Annotated in this window: 15 protein-coding genes; 9 read left to right on the forward strand and 6 right to left on the reverse strand. The window is 67.8% G+C overall.

Annotated elements, in window-relative coordinates:
• The first annotated feature begins 387 nt into the window (after positions 1–387).
• The 4 genes from rpmH to yidC all read left to right on the forward strand — a co-directional run bounded on the left by rpmH (position 388) and on the right by yidC (position 3,171).
• Complete coding sequence (rpmH, locus tag CF68_RS09730; protein ID WP_008650850.1) at positions 388–522, forward strand: 50S ribosomal protein L34; 135 nt, start codon at positions 388–390, stop codon at positions 520–522.
• A gap of 173 nt (positions 523–695) precedes the next feature.
• A complete protein-coding gene (rnpA, locus tag CF68_RS09735; RefSeq protein ID WP_085959671.1) occupies positions 696–1,160 on the forward strand; it encodes a ribonuclease P protein component in 465 nt (154 codons plus the stop codon).
• 10 nt (positions 1,161–1,170) lie between these two features.
• Positions 1,171–1,482 carry a membrane protein insertion efficiency factor YidD gene (gene yidD, locus CF68_RS09740; protein ID WP_035817908.1) on the forward strand — a complete coding sequence of 104 codons (312 nt, stop codon included), beginning with the start codon at positions 1,171–1,173 and terminating at the stop codon, positions 1,480–1,482.
• Between the two features lie 21 nt (positions 1,483–1,503).
• Entirely contained in the window at positions 1,504–3,171 is a 1,668-nt protein-coding gene (gene yidC / locus CF68_RS09745) for a membrane protein insertase YidC (protein ID WP_035817910.1), read from the forward strand.
• A gap of 106 nt (positions 3,172–3,277) precedes the next feature.
• Here the strand turns inward: yidC and CF68_RS09750 are convergent, their stop codons facing one another.
• The 6 genes from CF68_RS09750 to CF68_RS09775 all read right to left on the reverse strand — a co-directional run bounded on the left by CF68_RS09750 (position 3,278) and on the right by CF68_RS09775 (position 9,179).
• On the reverse strand, positions 3,278–3,442 hold the full coding sequence (locus CF68_RS09750; RefSeq protein WP_035817912.1) for a rubredoxin: 165 nt from the start codon (positions 3,440–3,442) through the stop codon (positions 3,278–3,280).
• Complete coding sequence (locus CF68_RS09755) at positions 3,439–4,314, reverse strand: metal-dependent hydrolase (protein ID WP_035817915.1); 876 nt, start codon at positions 4,312–4,314, stop codon at positions 3,439–3,441. The genes CF68_RS09750 and CF68_RS09755 overlap by 4 nt, the downstream gene beginning before the upstream one ends.
• 47 nt (positions 4,315–4,361) lie before the next feature.
• Complete coding sequence (locus CF68_RS09760; protein ID WP_035817918.1) at positions 4,362–5,324, reverse strand: alpha/beta fold hydrolase; 963 nt, start codon at positions 5,322–5,324, stop codon at positions 4,362–4,364.
• Positions 5,321–6,211: an SDR family oxidoreductase gene (locus CF68_RS09765; protein ID WP_035817920.1), complete on the reverse strand. Its 891-nt coding sequence runs from the start codon at positions 6,209–6,211 to the stop codon at positions 5,321–5,323. Before CF68_RS09765 ends, CF68_RS09760 begins: the two co-directional genes overlap by 4 nt.
• Before the next feature lie 61 nt (positions 6,212–6,272).
• Positions 6,273–7,847, reverse strand: a complete 1,575-nt coding sequence (locus CF68_RS09770; protein WP_035817922.1) for an NAD(P)/FAD-dependent oxidoreductase — start codon at positions 7,845–7,847, stop codon at positions 6,273–6,275.
• A 258-nt stretch (positions 7,848–8,105) separates the two neighbouring features.
• Positions 8,106–9,179 (reverse strand): AraC family transcriptional regulator, encoded by a 1,074-nt coding sequence (locus CF68_RS09775; protein ID WP_035817926.1) that lies wholly within the window; start codon positions 9,177–9,179, stop codon positions 8,106–8,108.
• A gap of 114 nt (positions 9,180–9,293) precedes the next feature.
• On the opposite strand from CF68_RS09775, the gene CF68_RS09780 reads away from it, so the two are divergent.
• The 5 genes from CF68_RS09780 to CF68_RS09800 all read left to right on the forward strand — a co-directional run bounded on the left by CF68_RS09780 (position 9,294) and on the right by CF68_RS09800 (position 15,453).
• Positions 9,294–9,899, forward strand: a complete 606-nt coding sequence (locus tag CF68_RS09780) for a hypothetical protein (protein ID WP_035817929.1) — start codon at positions 9,294–9,296, stop codon at positions 9,897–9,899.
• Between the two features lie 8 nt (positions 9,900–9,907).
• Complete coding sequence (locus tag CF68_RS09785) at positions 9,908–11,503, forward strand: GMC family oxidoreductase (RefSeq protein WP_035817930.1); 1,596 nt, start codon at positions 9,908–9,910, stop codon at positions 11,501–11,503.
• Between the two features lie 268 nt (positions 11,504–11,771).
• Complete coding sequence (locus CF68_RS09790; protein ID WP_035817932.1) at positions 11,772–12,746, forward strand: TetR/AcrR family transcriptional regulator; 975 nt, start codon at positions 11,772–11,774, stop codon at positions 12,744–12,746.
• A gap of 206 nt (positions 12,747–12,952) precedes the next feature.
• Positions 12,953–13,849 carry a DUF1571 domain-containing protein gene (locus CF68_RS09795; RefSeq protein WP_035817933.1) on the forward strand — a complete coding sequence of 299 codons (897 nt, stop codon included), beginning with the start codon at positions 12,953–12,955 and terminating at the stop codon, positions 13,847–13,849.
• Between the two features lie 251 nt (positions 13,850–14,100).
• On the forward strand, positions 14,101–15,453 hold the full coding sequence (locus CF68_RS09800; RefSeq protein ID WP_035817938.1) for a DUF2957 domain-containing protein: 1,353 nt from the start codon (positions 14,101–14,103) through the stop codon (positions 15,451–15,453).
• Positions 15,454–15,618: the final 165 nt, after the last annotated feature.

Here is a 15,618-nt window from a genome sequence, read left to right on the forward strand (position 1 = left end):
TGGCCCTCGGAACACATCCAGTTACCCACCGATCATTGTGGACAATGGCGCACCACGGGCCCCAGGGCGCTGTGGCAATTGTGCCCTTGCACACAGACTTGTGCCTTGACAGCGCCGGAGAAAATCGTTTAAATGGCGGGTTCTGCGATGCGGCAGGGGATCACGTATGCGCATCGCCGGGTCTGGCCTGTTCGTGCCGTCCGCGCCCACAGGCCACCCCGCCTGCAGCGCGCGCCATTCGGCCGGCAGCAAAGACAGAACCAGAATCGTCGGATACGCCGCGGCAGTTTCTTGCTTGCGGCAGCCCCATGCGAACCATACGCGGCGGCCACGGCACCCCGGCACCGGCCGGAGTCGGGCGAGCCAAGATCAACCAGAGAGTGCAACATGAAACGTACCTACCAACCTTCCGTTACCCGCCGCAAGCGTACCCACGGTTTCCGCGTGCGCATGAAGACCCGCGGCGGCCGTGCCGTCATCAACGCACGCCGCGCCAAGGGCCGCAAGCGCCTGGCCATCTGAGGCCCGGGCGACCGGCCTGACGGCGCGCCCGGCGCCGGCTGCAGCGTACCGCAGCCGTGCCGCGCAGCCGTCAATGCCTACCGCCTCGGCTTCAGGTCGGCCGGCCGCTTGCCGCAGGGCGCCGCTTTTGCGCCAGCAGTAGTATTCGCCAGCGCTCGCCAGTGTCACCCAGCGTGTCAGCCCATGCCTTCCCCAAAGCCGCGAGGCTAACAAAGACGGATGAGTTTTCATCCGTTTTTGCTTTGCGGCCCCGGCGGCGCAGCCCGCATTTCGTGCTCTACGTGCGCGCCAATGACCGTCCGGAAGGCCGGCTTGGCGTGGTGGTCGGCAAGAAGTTCGCGCCGCGCGCGGCTGAGCGCAACCTGGTGAAGCGCATGGCGCGCGAGCTGTTCCGCCAGCGCCGTGAGCACCTGGCGGGACGCGACGTGCTGCTGCGCCTGCAAGCCAAGTTTCCGCGCGCGGAATTTGCGACGCGCGCGGCGGTCCGAAGGGCATGCGCGGCGGAAATCGCCAGCCTGCTCGACGTAGCAGCCAAGCCACTGCCGCCACCCGCACCGCCTGCCTCGCCCTCGGCACCGCCACCCGCGGCGCCACCGGCGAGCCCCTCGCAAAGCCAGCCACCAGGCCTTCCGGCCTGAACCGCCTGCCATGAAGCGAATCCTGCTAGCCCTGCTGCGTATCTACAAGATCGCCCTGAGTCCCTACCTGGGCTCGCAGTGCCGCTTCCTGCCGACCTGTTCCGACTACGCCCGCGACGCCGTCATCCATTACGGCGCCGCGCGCGGCAGCTGGATGGCCGCCTGCCGGCTGTGCCGCTGCCATCCTTTCGCCCAAGGCGGGTATGATCCCGTGCCGGGCACGGAAGCTGACGACACTGCCAGGCCGGACACCCACGCGGGCCGTTCCGTCCATGCCGCCGCAGGCCATGCGCCTGTTGCGATCCGTCTGCCCAGACCCTGATTTCTCCGACCACAGCCAGACATGGATATCAAACGCACCATCCTCTGGGTCATCTTCTCGATGTCCCTCGTGCTGCTCTACGACAACTGGCAGCGCTCCCAAGGCCATGCGTCGATGTTCTTCCCGAGCACGACCCAACAGCCCGCCTCGGCGCCCGCCGCCAGCGGCGCTGCCGCCCAGGGCGACGTGCCCAAGGCCAACGTGGCGCCAGGCGCAGCGGGTACCGCTGCCCCGGCCGCGCCGCAGGCCACGGCCCAGCCCACCGGCGAGAAGATCGTGGTGACCACCGACACGGTGCGCGCCGAGATCGACACCGCCGGCGGCATCGTGTCGCGCCTGGAGCTGCTCAAGGAGCATGAGAAGGACGGCAAGCCGGTGGTGCTGTTCGAGCGCGACAACGTGCGCACCTACATGGCACGCTCGGGCCTGATCGGCGGCGACCTGCCCAACCACACCACGGTGTTCACCGCCGCCCCGGGCCCGCGCACGCTGGACGGCGCCGAGCAGCTGGAAGTGGCGCTGACCGCTGAGAAGAACGGCGTGAAGCTGGTCAAGACCTATGTGTTCCGCAAGGGCACCTATGTGGTCGACACCAAGTTCGCGGTGACCAACGCGGGTGCCGCGCCGGTCTCGCCGACGCTGTACCTGGAACTGGCGCGCGACGGCAGCAAGGTCGAGCAGTCGCAGTTCTACAGCACCTTCACCGGCCCGGCCGTCTACACCGACGCCGACAAGTACCACAAGATCGACTTCGAAGACATCGCCAAGGGCAAGGCCACCGTGCCTGCCGCCGCCAACAATGGCTGGGTGGCGATGGTGCAGCACTACTTTGCCTCGGCCTGGATCCCGCAGACCGGCAAGGAGCACAGCTTCTACGTCCAGCAGATCGACCCGAACCTGTACCGCGTGGGCGTGCAGCAGCCGCTGGGTGAACTGGCCCCGGGCGCCACGGTGACCACCGATGCGCGCCTGTTCGCCGGCCCGCAGGAAGAGCACATGCTCGAGAAGATCGCCCCGGGCCTGGAACTGGTGAAGGACTATGGCTGGCTGACCATCCTGGCCAAGCCGCTGTTCTGGCTGCTGGAGAAGCTGCACGGCTTCCTGGGCAACTGGGGCTGGTCGATCATCGCGCTGACGGTGCTGATCAAGCTGGTGTTCTTCCCGCTGTCGGCGGCAAGCTACAAGTCCATGGGCAAGATGAAGGACCTGCAGCCGCGCATGACGTCGATCCGCGAGCGTTACAAGAACGACCCGCAGAAGATGAACCAGGAGATGATGGGGCTGTACAAGACCGAGAAGGTCAACCCGCTCGGCGGCTGCCTGCCCATCGTGATCCAGATCCCGGTGTTCATTGCGCTGTACTGGGTGCTGCTGTCGTCGGTGGAAATGCGCGGCGCGCCGTGGCTGGGCTGGATCCATGACCTGTCGGTGCCGGATCCGTTCTACATCCTGCCGATCGTGATGGCCGTGTCGATGTTCGTGCAGACCAAGCTGAACCCGACCCCGCCGGACCCCGTGCAGGCCAAGGTCATGATGATCATGCCGCTGGTGTTCTCGGTGATGTTCTTCTTCTTCCCGGCCGGCCTGGTGCTGTACTGGGTGGTGAACAACATCCTGTCGATCGCCCAGCAGTGGCAGATCAACCGCATGCTCGGCAAGGGCAAGGCGGCAGTGGTGGCCAAGAGCTGAAGCTGTTGCAGGTTGCGGTAAGCAAAAAGCCCGGCAGTGATGCCGGGCTTTTTGTTTGATGGATCGGGGTGCTGACAGCGATCACCCCTCATTGACCACCGCCCGCCTATAGCGCAACCATGTCGAAATCCGCTTTCGCCATGCCGCAGTCCGGGCAGCTCCACTCCAGCGGGACCGCGCCCCACGGTGTGCCGGGCGCGATCCCGTGCTCGGGCATGCCGAGCGCTTCTTCATAAACGAATCCACAGATACGGCACTGCCAGATGGTCATGCGGCCCCCCGCAGCGAGGGCGCGCGGGTGGAGACGCCGGCGGCGCGCGCGGTGTTTTCGATCTCTTCGACCAGCGGGGCGATGCGTGCCAGCTCGGCGCGGTTGTCGTCGTCCCACGGATGGAAGCCAGGGCGGAAGTAGCTGAGCCATTCCGGGATCATCTTGGGCAGCACGGCGGGCGAGGCCCACAAAAAGCGCAGCACGCTGCCAAACCCGGTCAGCTTGTTGCGGCAGCCCTTGTCGCCCATCACCAGCGCGATGTGGAACACGAACACCATGGCCCAGAACGTCACGGTGGTGGTCAGCATGGTGAAGGTGCGCAGGAAGTAGCGGTAGGGGCCCGGCTTCATCACCGTGTTCCAGACATCGTAGGCCACGGCCTTGTGCTCGGTTTCTTCCAGCGCGTGCCAGGTCCACACCTGCCGGTAGCCGGTCTCAGAGGCCGCGCCCATGTGGCGCTGATCCTGCAGCAGGCCGCCGGCCAGCATCGCGGTGTAGTGCTCCAGCGCGATGGTGTGGGCCAGCTGCCAGGACTTGGGCAGGATCTTGCGCAGCAGGTCCAGCAGCTTCCACACCGAGCGGTCCAGCGCCGCGGCGGGCAGGCCGGCTTCTTCCATCAGCCGGTTGTAGAGGATGTGCTCGCGCGTGTGCATCGCTTCCTGGCCGATAAAGCCGGCGATGGCGCGGCTCAGTTCGGGGTCTTTCACCTGGTCGCGGTAGTTGCGCACGCTGTCCATGAAGAAGCGCTCCCCGGCGGGGAAGAAGATCGACAGCGCGTTGATGAAATGGGTGACGTGACGGCCCCGTTCGTGCCAGTCGCTGATGCGTTCTGGCGGCAGGTGGGGATGCACGTCGCGGCGGACTGGCATCATGGCGGTCTCCTTGGGTGAAGGCCGGCGCGTGTTGCGCCGGTGGGAATTCATTGGGCTGCCAGGAACGGCAGCAGGTCTGCGGCCACGCGTTGCGGGTCTTCTTCCATCGGCACGTGGCCAAGTCCCGCGTAGCGGCGCAGCTGCGCGCCGGGGATGCGCTCGGCAAAGGCCTGTGCGTGCGCGGGCGGGATCCAGCGGTCGCGCTCGCCCCACAGCACCAGCGTGGGCGCGCGCACGCTGCCGAGCAGGTGGGTGTCAAGCTGGGCAAAGTCGAGCCTGGGCACCATCTTGCCGACGGCCTCGCGGCTGCCTTCGGCGTAGAAGAAATCGACGTAGCGGCGGAAGGTGGACTCCGGCACGCGTGAGGCATCGCCATAGACGTCGCGCGTGGCGGCGCGGATGATGAACTCCGGCAGCATCCACGGTGCCGACCAGCGCACCGGCGCATGGCGGAACAGGTCGATATAGATCGGCAGCCGCATCGGGAAGCCGGCGGCATCTATCAGCACCAGCTTGTCGACCGCATCGGGCCGGCGCACCGCCAGGTCCCACGCGATCAGCCCGCCCAGCGAGTTGCCGATGATGCTGGCGCGGCGTACGTTCAGCGCGGCCAGGAAGGCATCGATGAAATCGCGGTAGCGGTGCACGTCCATGGTTTCGATGCGGCCGCGCGCATCGCGCAGCGGCCCGGTCAGCCCGAACGGGGCGAGGTCCAGCCGCAGCACGCGATAACGCTGCGCCAGCGCCGGCACGATCCCTTGCCACGTATGCAGCGAAGCGCCGAAGCCGTGGATCAGCACCAGGGTCTCGCCGTCGGCGGGGCCTTCATCGGTGTAGTGCACCATCGCATCCAGCACGCGCACCCAGCGCGAGGCCGGCAGCGCATGGCGCTGCGCCAGCGTGGCGCGCGACAGGCTGAACAGCCCTACGCGGCCTTGCCCGAACCAGCGCGTCAGCACCCGCGGTGGCGCCAGCAGCGCAGCATCCTGTTCGATCGCGAGCCGGTTCACGGGCGCTCTCCCTGGCCGATCGAGGCCGGTGCCGCAACGGGGCCCAGATCGCGCTTGCGGCGCGTCTCCCGCACCACCAGCGACTGGTAGGCGGCCGGCAGCAGGCGTGCCATGGCATCGGCGGCGTAGGCGTCGGGTCCGATCAGCACGCGCCGGCGGTTGCGGCGCACGCCTTCCAGGATCACGCGCGCGGCCTTGTCGGGCGAGGTGATGAAGAATTTCTCGAACTCATCCTTGCCGTGCTGCGCGTCGCGCACCAGGAAGCCGTTGACGCTGGATGACACGCGGCTGGCCTGGGCGATATTGGTCTTGATGCCGCCCGGGTGCACGGTGGTGGCCGACACGCCGCAGTCCATCAGGTCCAGCTCCTGCCGCAGCGATTCGGTGAAGCCGCGCACCGCGTACTTGCTGGCGTTGTAGGCGCCCATGCCGGGCTGGGCGAAGATGCCGAAGATGCTCGACGTATTGACCACGTGGCCGTCGCCGCTGGCCTTCAGGTACGGCAGGAAGGCCTTGGTGCCGTACACCACGCCCCAGAAGTTGATGCCCATGATCCATTCCAGGTCGTCGTAGCTCATGCCCTCGACGGTGCTGGATAACGCCACGCCGGCGTTGTTGAAGATCAGGTTGATGCGGCCGTGCGATTCGGCGGCCGCGGCGGCCCACGCGTAGACCGCGGCGCGGTCGGCCACATCCACGGTGTGCTGCGTGATGCGGGCCTGCGGCGCGGCGGCCATGGTCTGGGCCACGGTCTGCGCCAGCCCGGCCTCGTTGCGGTCTGACAGCGCCAGGTGGCAGCCCTGCCGTGCCAGCGCCACCGCCAGCGCGCGGCCGATGCCCGAGCCGGCGCCGGTGACGGCGGCAACCTTGTTGCGGAAGTCCTTCATGTCCGGTCTCCTTCCGGTGATGTCGTTCTTTTGGGTGTAAATCAGGGGGAATGCGTGTGCGTCAGGCACCGGCGACCGTGGCGATATCGGCCGCCCCGGGCTGCATTGCGGTCTCGTCCGGCAATGCGCGCCGCACCGGGTACAGGTCGTAGTCGGTCATGCGAAAGCTGGCCGTGGCGCGGCGGAACTGCCAGGTGAAGCCCGGCCACAGCGTGGTGTTGCGGCCGCTGCGCGGGTCGATGTACCAGCTGGCGCAGCCGCCGGCGGACCAGATCGCATGGCCCAGCCGCCCCTGCAGCCGTTCGTTGAAGCGGCGCTGCACCGGCTCGCGCACGTCCACCGCCTGCACGCCGTCGCGGCGCATCTGCTGCAGGGCATCCGCGATGTAGGCCACCTGCGACTCGATCATGAACACCATCGAGCTGTGGCCCAGGCCGGTATTGGGGCCGACCACGAAGAACAGGTTGGGGAAGCCCGCCACGGTGGTGCCCAGGTAGGCCTGCGCGCCGTCGCGCCAGGCATCGACCAGGTCCACGCCGTCAAGGCCGGAGATCACGCCGCGCGGCATCGGGTCGGTGGCATGGAAGCCGGTGCCCAGGATGATGCAGTCCGCGGGCCGGCGCGTGCCGTCGCGCAGCACCACCGCGTCGCGCTCCACACGGGCGATGCCGGTAGTGACCACGTCCACGTTGTCGCGCGTCAGTGCCGGGTAGTAGTCGTTGGAGATCAGCACGCGCTTGCAACCGATGGTGTAGTCCGGCGTCAGCGTTGCGCGCAAGGCGGGGTCGCGCACCTGCCTGGCCAGATGGCCGCGTGCGACGCGCTCCACCACCTTCATGATCTTCGGATGCAGCACAAAGCCCAGCACGCGCGATTCCAGCATCCAGTAGATGCCGGTGCGCACCAGCGTCTGCGTGAACGGCAGGCGGCGGAACAGCCAGCGCTCGGTCGCGCTGACCTCGCGGTCCGGCTTGGGCATGATCCACGGCGGGGTGCGCTGGTACAGGTCCAGCTGCGCCACCTGCGGCGCGATCTGCGGCACGAACTGGATCGCGCTGGCGCCGGTGCCGATTACGGCCACGCGCTTGCCGGCGAGCGCATAGGCGTGGTTCCAGTGCTGCGAGTGGAAGCACTCGCCCTCGAACGAGTCCAGACCGGGGATATTGGGGTAGGAAGGCCGGCTCAGCCCGCCCATGCCGGAGACCAGCACGCGCGCCCGGACCACCTTGCCGTCGGCCATCTCCAGACGCCACACCTGCGCGGCCTCGTCCCAGGCGGCGTGGCGCAGTTCATGGTGCAGCCGCAGGTGCGGGCGCAGGCCGAAGCGGTCGGTGCAGCCTTCCAGGTAGGCGCGGATCTCCGGCTGGGTCGAGAACATGCGCGACCAGTCCGGGTTCGGCGCGAAGGAAAAGGAATACAGGTGCGACTGCACATCGCAGGCGCAGCCCGGGTAATGGTTGTCGCGCCAAGTGCCGCCGACGGAGCCGGCTTTCTCGAAGATCAGGAAGTTGCGCTCGCCGCGCTCGCGCAGCCGTATCGCCATGCCGAGGCCGGCAAAGCCACTGCCGATGATGGCAATGTCTGTGTGCTCAAGGGCAGGGGATGCCTGCTGCGGCAGCTCCGCGGGTGCATTCATGGGCGCTCCTCACCGTTATTACAGTGTTTATTGTGACATTAATGGATGTCATCGTAGGAAGCGCCGGGCAGGTGGTCAATGCCGTGAGTTGAAGGATGGTTCTAATTTTTGGGGATTTCCAGTGGCGTTTGGCGCACATGAAACAAGGCGATGCCACCCCGCAGGCGCTTGCGCTGTGGGATTCGGTCGTGCGTTTGAAACCGGGAGATTTTTTTCAGGCTTCGCGGATCACGAAGGCGTGGCCGCAACATTCAGGCACTAGGCGGCCTGTCCCTTGCGCCGCCAGCCGTGCGGCGTTTCACCGGTCCAGCGCTTGAAGGCGTGGGTGAAGGCACTCTGCTCGGAATAGCCGAGCCGCATCGCGCACTGCGCCAGGCTGATGCCGGGATCGGCAAGATACTGCTCCGCCAGCGCGCGCCGCACGTTATCCACAAGCTGTGAATAACTGATGCCCTGCGCCTGCAGCCGCCGCTGCAGGGTGCGCACGGGCATGCCCAGTTGCGCGGCCACATCGGCAATGGGCAGTTCGCCCTGCGGCAGCCGCCCGCTGATATAGGCACGCGCCTGCGCCAATGCGTCGGCCCCGGCCGGCACGATCTGCTGCAGCTGGGTATCGGCGATGCGCGTCATCTGCGCCTGCATGCCCGCGTCGGCCTGCAGCGACGGCAGGTCCAGCAAGGCCCGTTCGATATGCATGGCATGGCGCGCGGCGTTGAAGACCACGGGGCAGCCTAACACCTCGGCATGCAGGCGGGTATCCGCCGGCGCGGGATGCGGGAATTCCACTTGGGTGGCCACGTGCTGCTCACCGATCAGCCAGCGCGCGAACACCACCCAGGTTGCCATGTGCAGCTCATGCGCATGGCGCGACAGCGGGCCATGCCGGGCTTCCCAGGTCATGCAGGCGGCCTGCGGCGTTTCGATCAGGCGGGTGCCGCCGATATCGTTGGCCAGCACCTCATAGCGGATGCCTTGCAGGATGGCGTCGCGCACGGTGGGCGTGGTCAGCACCACGTAGCCCATCTCGGCATAGTGGCGCGGCGCGAAGGCGGCGCCGGCGCGCAGGCCGACATCGGGATCGCCGGTGACCTGCTCCAGCCAGTCGAGCAGCGCCAGGTAGGCCGCGCCGGGAATGCGCGTGGCGGTCTGCGCACCGGTGGCGTGCAGCAGCTCGGGCGGCACGCCGACGGCGCGCAGCTGTTCGGCCGGGGCAATGCCCTGGCGCGCGCCGTGGTCGAGCACGGCGCGGAGGTAGGCGAGCGAGACGGTGCCCAATGCGGTGCCCGCTTGCGTACCACTGGCACCGCCGTCGGGCTGGTTGGCGCGTGGCATCAAATCACCTGTCGTGCGGGATCAAGACCGGGCACCGATCTTTATCCATACTCCGGGTAGCGTCAATGCGGGCCTGCCCCGCCTGAATACAAGAGACCGACGCAAGGAGACAACATGCCCCCCAATCATCCACACCGCCGTGCGGATGCCGATGCCGAGACGCTGCATGCGCTGACGCGGCGCGGCTTCCTGAAAGTCGGCCTCGGCTTCTCGGCCGCGCTGGCCTGCACCGGGCTGGTGCCGTCGCTGGCCGGCTGCTCATCGGCCCATCCCGCGCCGCAGGCCGGCATGACCTGGCTGCGCCCGGAAGACGTGGCGATGTTGCGCGCGCTGCTGCCGGCCATCGTCACTGAGCTGGCCGAAGCCCCGCCGCCGCGGCGCGCGACCCTGGAGCAAGACGCGCTGCGCAATATCGACGCGACCTGCGCCGCGATGGGCGCGGGTGCGCAAGCCGAGCTGCGCAAGCTGTTCGGACTGCTTGCCAGCATGCCGCTGCGCTGGGCGCTGACCGGCATCCGCCAAGACTGGAGTGCGGCCACGCCGGCGCAGGTGCAGGCCTTCCTGGCGCGCTGGCGCGCCAGCCGCCTGGCCACGCTCAATGCCGGCGCGGTGGTGCTGGTCAAGCTCACCAGCGTGAGCTACTACGTACTGCCCGCCGCGTGGGCGGGCAGCGGCTATCCCGGCCCGAACGCGGCCGTCTACAAGGCGCTGCACGCCTGATCCCCGACATGGCCATCGACAATCTCTACGACGCCGGCATCGCCGCCGGCTGGAAGGTACTGGACGCTGCCACCTTCACCACCACGCGCACGCTCGATGCCGACGTCGTCATCGTCGGCAGCGGCGCGGGCGGCGGCATCAGCGCCGAGGCGCTGAGCCGCGCGGGCCTGCGCGTGGTGCTGCTGGAAGAGGGGGCGCTGCGCACCTCGGACAGCTTCCGCGACATGGATGAGAACCGCGCCTATCGCGAGCTGTACCAGGAGGCCGCGGCGCGCACCACGGCCGACGGCGCCATCGCCATCCTGCAGGGCCGCTCCGTCGGCGGCAGCACCACGGTCAACTGGTCGTCGAGCTTCCGCACGCCGCCGCAGACGCTGGCGCACTGGGCCACGCATCACGCCGTCACCGGCCACAGCGAGGCCGACATGGCGCCGTGGTTCAGGAAAGTGGAAGAGCGCCTGGGCATCGCGCCCTGGGCGATGGCGCCCAATCCCAACAACGAAGTGCTCAAGCGCGGCTGCGAAACGCTGGGCTGGGAATGGCACGTGATCCCGCGCAACGTGAAGGGCTGCTGGAACTCCGGCTATTGCGGGCTGGGCTGCCCGGTCAATGCCAAACAGTCGATGCTGGTATCGACCATTCCCGCGGCACTGGCCAGCGGCGCGACGCTGGTGCACCGCGTGCGCGTGCGCACGCTGGACCATGACGGCAAGCGCGTGCAGTCGGTCACCGGCGAGGCGCTGGGCGCGGACGGCTATACGCCGACCGGCGTCGGCGTAGTCGTGCGCGCCAAACACTTCATCGCCGCCGGCGGCGCCATCAACACGCCGGCGCTGCTGCTGCGCTCGCGCGTGCCGGACCCGCATGAGCGGCTGGGATTGCGCACATTTATCCACCCGGTGAATATCACCATCGCCAAAATGCCGGAGCGCATTGATCCTTATTATGGCGCACCGCAGTCGATCGCTTCCGACCACTTCCAGTGGAAGGATGGCGCGACCGGGCCGATGGGCTACAAGCTGGAGGTGCCGCCCTTGTTCCCCGGCATCAGCGCGGGCGTGGTCAACGGCGTGGGCGAGGCGCTGCGCCGCGACATGGCGCAACTGCCCCATACCAACGCCATGCTGGCACTGCTGCGCGACGGCTTTGTGCCAGAGAGCACGGGCGGGCGCGTGCGGCTGGCGGCCGACGGCAGCCCGCTGCTGGACTATGAGATGAGCGACTACGCCTGGGACGGCGTGCGGCGTGCGTGGCTGAGCATGGCGCAGGCGCAGTTTGCCGCCGGTGCGGAGCGCGTGCGGCCCGCCCACCTGGATGCCGCCGAGTACCGCAGCTGGCCCGAGGCGCGCGACGCCATCGCGCAACTGCCGCTCAAGCCGTTCCGCACCGCGCTGTTCACCGCGCACCTGATGGGCGGCTGCGGCATGAGCGACGATGCGCGCGGCGGCGTGGTGGACAGCCATGGCAACCACCACCAGCTGGCCAACCTGTCGGTATTCGACGGCTCGGTGTTCCCGACCAGCGTGGGGGCCAATCCCCAATTGTCAGTGTTCGCGCTGACGGCGCAGAATGCGGACGCGCTGGCACGAAGCCTCACGTCATGATGTTTCGGCTGCGCAAGCCTGCAATGTCCTGCGTTGCAGGCATCCGGCATGGCTGCTCGATGCAGGCTGCGGGCGACATTGTTGTGCGATTCCCCACACCAGTGGCGCAATTAGAATGTCCACTCCAATTCAGGTCTTGTGAAACGCTCGAAGTGGTGGATAGGCTTCGTACAGCTGTTTCAAGCATCCGTATGCCGTCAGAGCAGGGAGCGGAACAGCGTAGCAAATTGCTAAGGGGTTTAAGGCAGCAACGAAGAGAGACGCCCCCATGAAGACCGGCAAAAGCTCGGCAGGAGACACCAAGGCCCGGATTCTCGACGCCACGGAAAAGTTGTTTACCGAGGTTGGCTATGAAGCCACCTCGCTCAGGCAGGTCACGTCGCGCGCCATCGTCAACCTGGCGGCCGTGAACTACCACTTCCGCAGCAAAGACATCATGATGCACGCCGTGCTGAGCCGGCGGCTGGATCCGCTCAACGCGCGGCGCCTGGCGCTGCTCGATGCGTGCGAAGCGCGCTGGCCCGGCAACAGCATCCGCTGCGAGCACGTGATGGGTGCGCTGTTCGTGCCCGCGCTGCAGATGGCACGCGACCCGTCGGTGGGCGGGCCGTCGTTCCTGCGGCTGCTCGGGCGCGTGTATTCGGACACCTCACCGTTTATCCAGCAATACCTGCTGGAGCACTACGCCCCGGTGTACGGGCGCTTCTTCGATGCTTTCTCGCGCGCCATTCCGGGGCTGCCGCGGCATGAGCTGGGCTGGCGCCTGCAGTTTGCGCTCAAGGCACTGGCCGGCGTGCTGGCCGGCGAAGAGCTCACCAACCTGCTGCCGGCGTTCACGCAGGGCCGGCAGATGAGCGATGCGCACGTGCTGGCCCAGCTCACCGCCATGGTGGAAGCCGTGCTGAACGTGGCGCAACCCAGCGCGGATGAGTTCTCGGCGCTGCAGTCGGTGTTCGAGCTCGGCGAGCAGCAGCAGGCCGAGCAGCGCGCCAGCAGGCTGGCCGCTGCGCAGCCCGCCGATGACCCGGGCGCCAGTTATGCCGCGATGGCGGCAACGATGGGCGATGCGGCCAGCCAGACCGCCGCCGCCCTCGGCAAGGCCCGCATCAGCGCACGCACCGTGCGCAATGAGGGCACCAAACGCTCAGCCGTGACCAGCATGCCGGTCCGCGCGCGCGAGCAAACCGTGAGCTTCCCCAGCAACCCGCTGGATGACTGGATGCGAATGCGCACCAGGACATAGCGGCGCGCGCCGCGCCCGGTTACCGCCGGACCGGCGCCACCGCCCTCACGCAAAACCTGAACCGTCGATCCACCCAGCGAGGCCACGCACAGGCCCCGCGGACCCCGTGCGCCTTATCGGATTTTCCAAGAGCGCGGCGGTGGTCCCGTTCGCCCTGCGCTGCCCGCGCTCCGCCTCCTGGCGGACATCTTGAGGAGGAAGCTGCCATGTCGATCCAACCGCTTTACCTTGCCGCCGTCGCCGGTGCCGTCATCGGACTGCTGGCTGCGCCACTGGCCATACCCCCCGTGGCCATGGCCCAGACGGCCACCGCCACCGTCGCCGCGGGCACGGGCTATGACGGCCAGACATCCGCACAGCAAGCCGCACTGTTCTCGCGCCAGGTCGCCAGCGGCGAACTCGCGCGGTTGTCCGATGAGCAGGTGCTGGCCGTATTCCAAGCGCTGCAGCCGGATGCGCTGCTGAAATGGGCCCGCGCCGAGATGAACCGCTATCCCGAGTACGAGTACTGGATGTCGCGCCAGGAACGGCTCAACAACCAGTGGCAAGACCAGCCCGCGAAGATGCAGATCCGCTACCGCCATCAGCCGCGCCAGCTCTATGCCAAGTGGTTGCCCGGCGGCGCGCAGTCGGGCCAGGAAATCATCTATGACGAAACCCGCCGCAAGGACGAGATGTACGGCCACCTGGGCGGCGTGCTGGGCTTCACCTCGATGTGGATCGGACTGGACGGCACGCTGGCGCGTTCGCAGTCCAACCACACCGTGCGTGACCTGGGCTTCCAGTTCGTGCTGTCGATGCTGGAGCGCGATGCCAAGTCGCTGCGTGCCGCCGGCCTGTCCGAGAAATACAGCAAGGCCGAGATCGTGCAGGAGCAGGGCGTGCGCATGGTGGCGCTGACCTGGGACCTGCCGGCCGGCGCGCCGCAGTACTACGCCAAGAAGGTGCAGCTGATGCTGGACCTGAAGCATCCGTATATCCGCGTGGAAACCGCGTGGGATGCCGACGGCAACATGGTCGAGAAGATCGTTTTCGACAAGCTGGTGCGCAAGACCTTCGAGGCCTCGGCGTTCGATCCGGCCAATCCTGACTATCGCTTCTGAGATGCGGCAAAGCGGCGCGCACCGTGCGTTTGAATCGGGGGCCGCGCCGCATTGCCGCGCAGTCCGTGCAACACCCGCAATCCACAGCCACATGCGGCATGCACGCCAGGCGCGCCTGTTTGGAACGGCCGCTCTATTGACGCAAAAACACGCGAGCGGCGAGAGTCGCCGCACCCGGGAGGGATCCGGCCGCAGAGCCGGACACCAGATCCAGAAACAGGGGTCGCCAAGAAAAAATCAGGAGACAGGCAATGACCATGTCGATGCTTCGACGCAGCACTTTGGTTTTGACAGGGGTGAGCCTTGCCGCGGCGCTGGCCGGCTGCGGTGGCGGCGGCGGCGATGAAGAGGCGCCGCGCGCCGGCACGCAGGCACCGCAATGCGCTGACACGGGCACGTGCCCCGCGCAGGGTCCGGTCACCATCGGCGGCCCGCCGGGGTCGTTGTGCCCGGCGGCACTGGACTACAGCACCACCTTCACCGGCGGCTCCGGCGCGGGCGAACTGGTGAAGCTGCGCTTCGACACCGCGGCACGCACCTACCAGCTTGAGATCATCGAGTCGCCGGTGCCCAAGCAACCCGGCAGCGTCAGCCCGACGCGCGCGGGCGTGACCTTTACCGGCACCTTTGCCAACATGACCTCGCTGCCGACTGCCGAGCAGAACCGCTGCGCGGTTGCGCTGCAGACAGCAACGGCGTCTGACGGCACCTCGCAGGCGAATATCGACAGCGCGAAGCCGCCGGTGATCTTCCTGGGCAATGGCGTTGCGGGCGGCGGCATCCCGGGTGCCACCATCTCCTATCCGGGCGTGCTCGGGCTGGGCGCGATCCCGGCCACCACGTTCCCGTTCTACCCGGTGCTGGCATTCGCACAGACCGAGACCGACTTCACCAGGGTGGCCGGCAACTACAACCTGCTGGGCTACCACCAGGTGCCGTCCGGCGGCTCGCTGACTTCGTCGAGCCACTTCACACCCGCGACCGCGCAGACCACCGAGACGCTGAACGCCGACGGCAGCTGCACCGTTGCGGCCGGCAGCTGCCTCAGCACCGGCAACAGCTGGAAGCTGCGCAGCGCCGACGGCGCCTTCGAAAGCAGCAATGCCGATGGCAGCCGCCGTTACCCGTCGTTCCAGAGTGCTGCCATCACCAGCAACAACGCCAGCCGCGCCAAGGGCCTGATGGTGGTGGGCAAGCTCAACGGCGCGCTGGTGCCGCTGCTGGTGCGCACCGGCTACGCGCAGATCTCGCTGCTGCCGCTGACGGTCAATGTCGACGACGAATCGGGCCTGGCGCTGATGGCGCCGGCGAAGGCACTGGCCAGCGGCCAGCTTGACGGCGGCTATATCGGCTCGGGCAGCGACTTTGTCTACACCGCCTCGCTGGTCAAGGGCGCGCGCGTGGAGCTGCTGGACCCGATGACGATGAACCAGAGCGGTGCCTTCCAGCTCGACTTCACGCAGAACGCGCCGGGCATGATCGCCACCACCGACAACAGCGGCACCGCCGGTGCGCTGATCGCCAGCGGCCGGGTGTTCAGCCACCTGTCCGGCACCGGCAGCGCCAGCCCGACCTTCCGCGTCGGCGTGCTGGCAGCCCCCTGAGTCCACCAAGAAGACACAAGACCGAGGAGACCACACCATGCAACCCCATCGACTGATCCTGCCGCGGGCCTCGCGCCCATCCACGGTGCCGGCACGTGCGCTGGCCGTGGCCGCCACCGCCATGCTCGCCGCTTGCGGCGGCGGGGGCGGCGGCGGTGACGCGCC

Origin of the sequence: Cupriavidus sp. SK-4 (assembly GCF_000611125.1) — a bacterium.
GTDB lineage: Bacteria > Pseudomonadota > Gammaproteobacteria > Burkholderiales > Burkholderiaceae > Cupriavidus > Cupriavidus necator.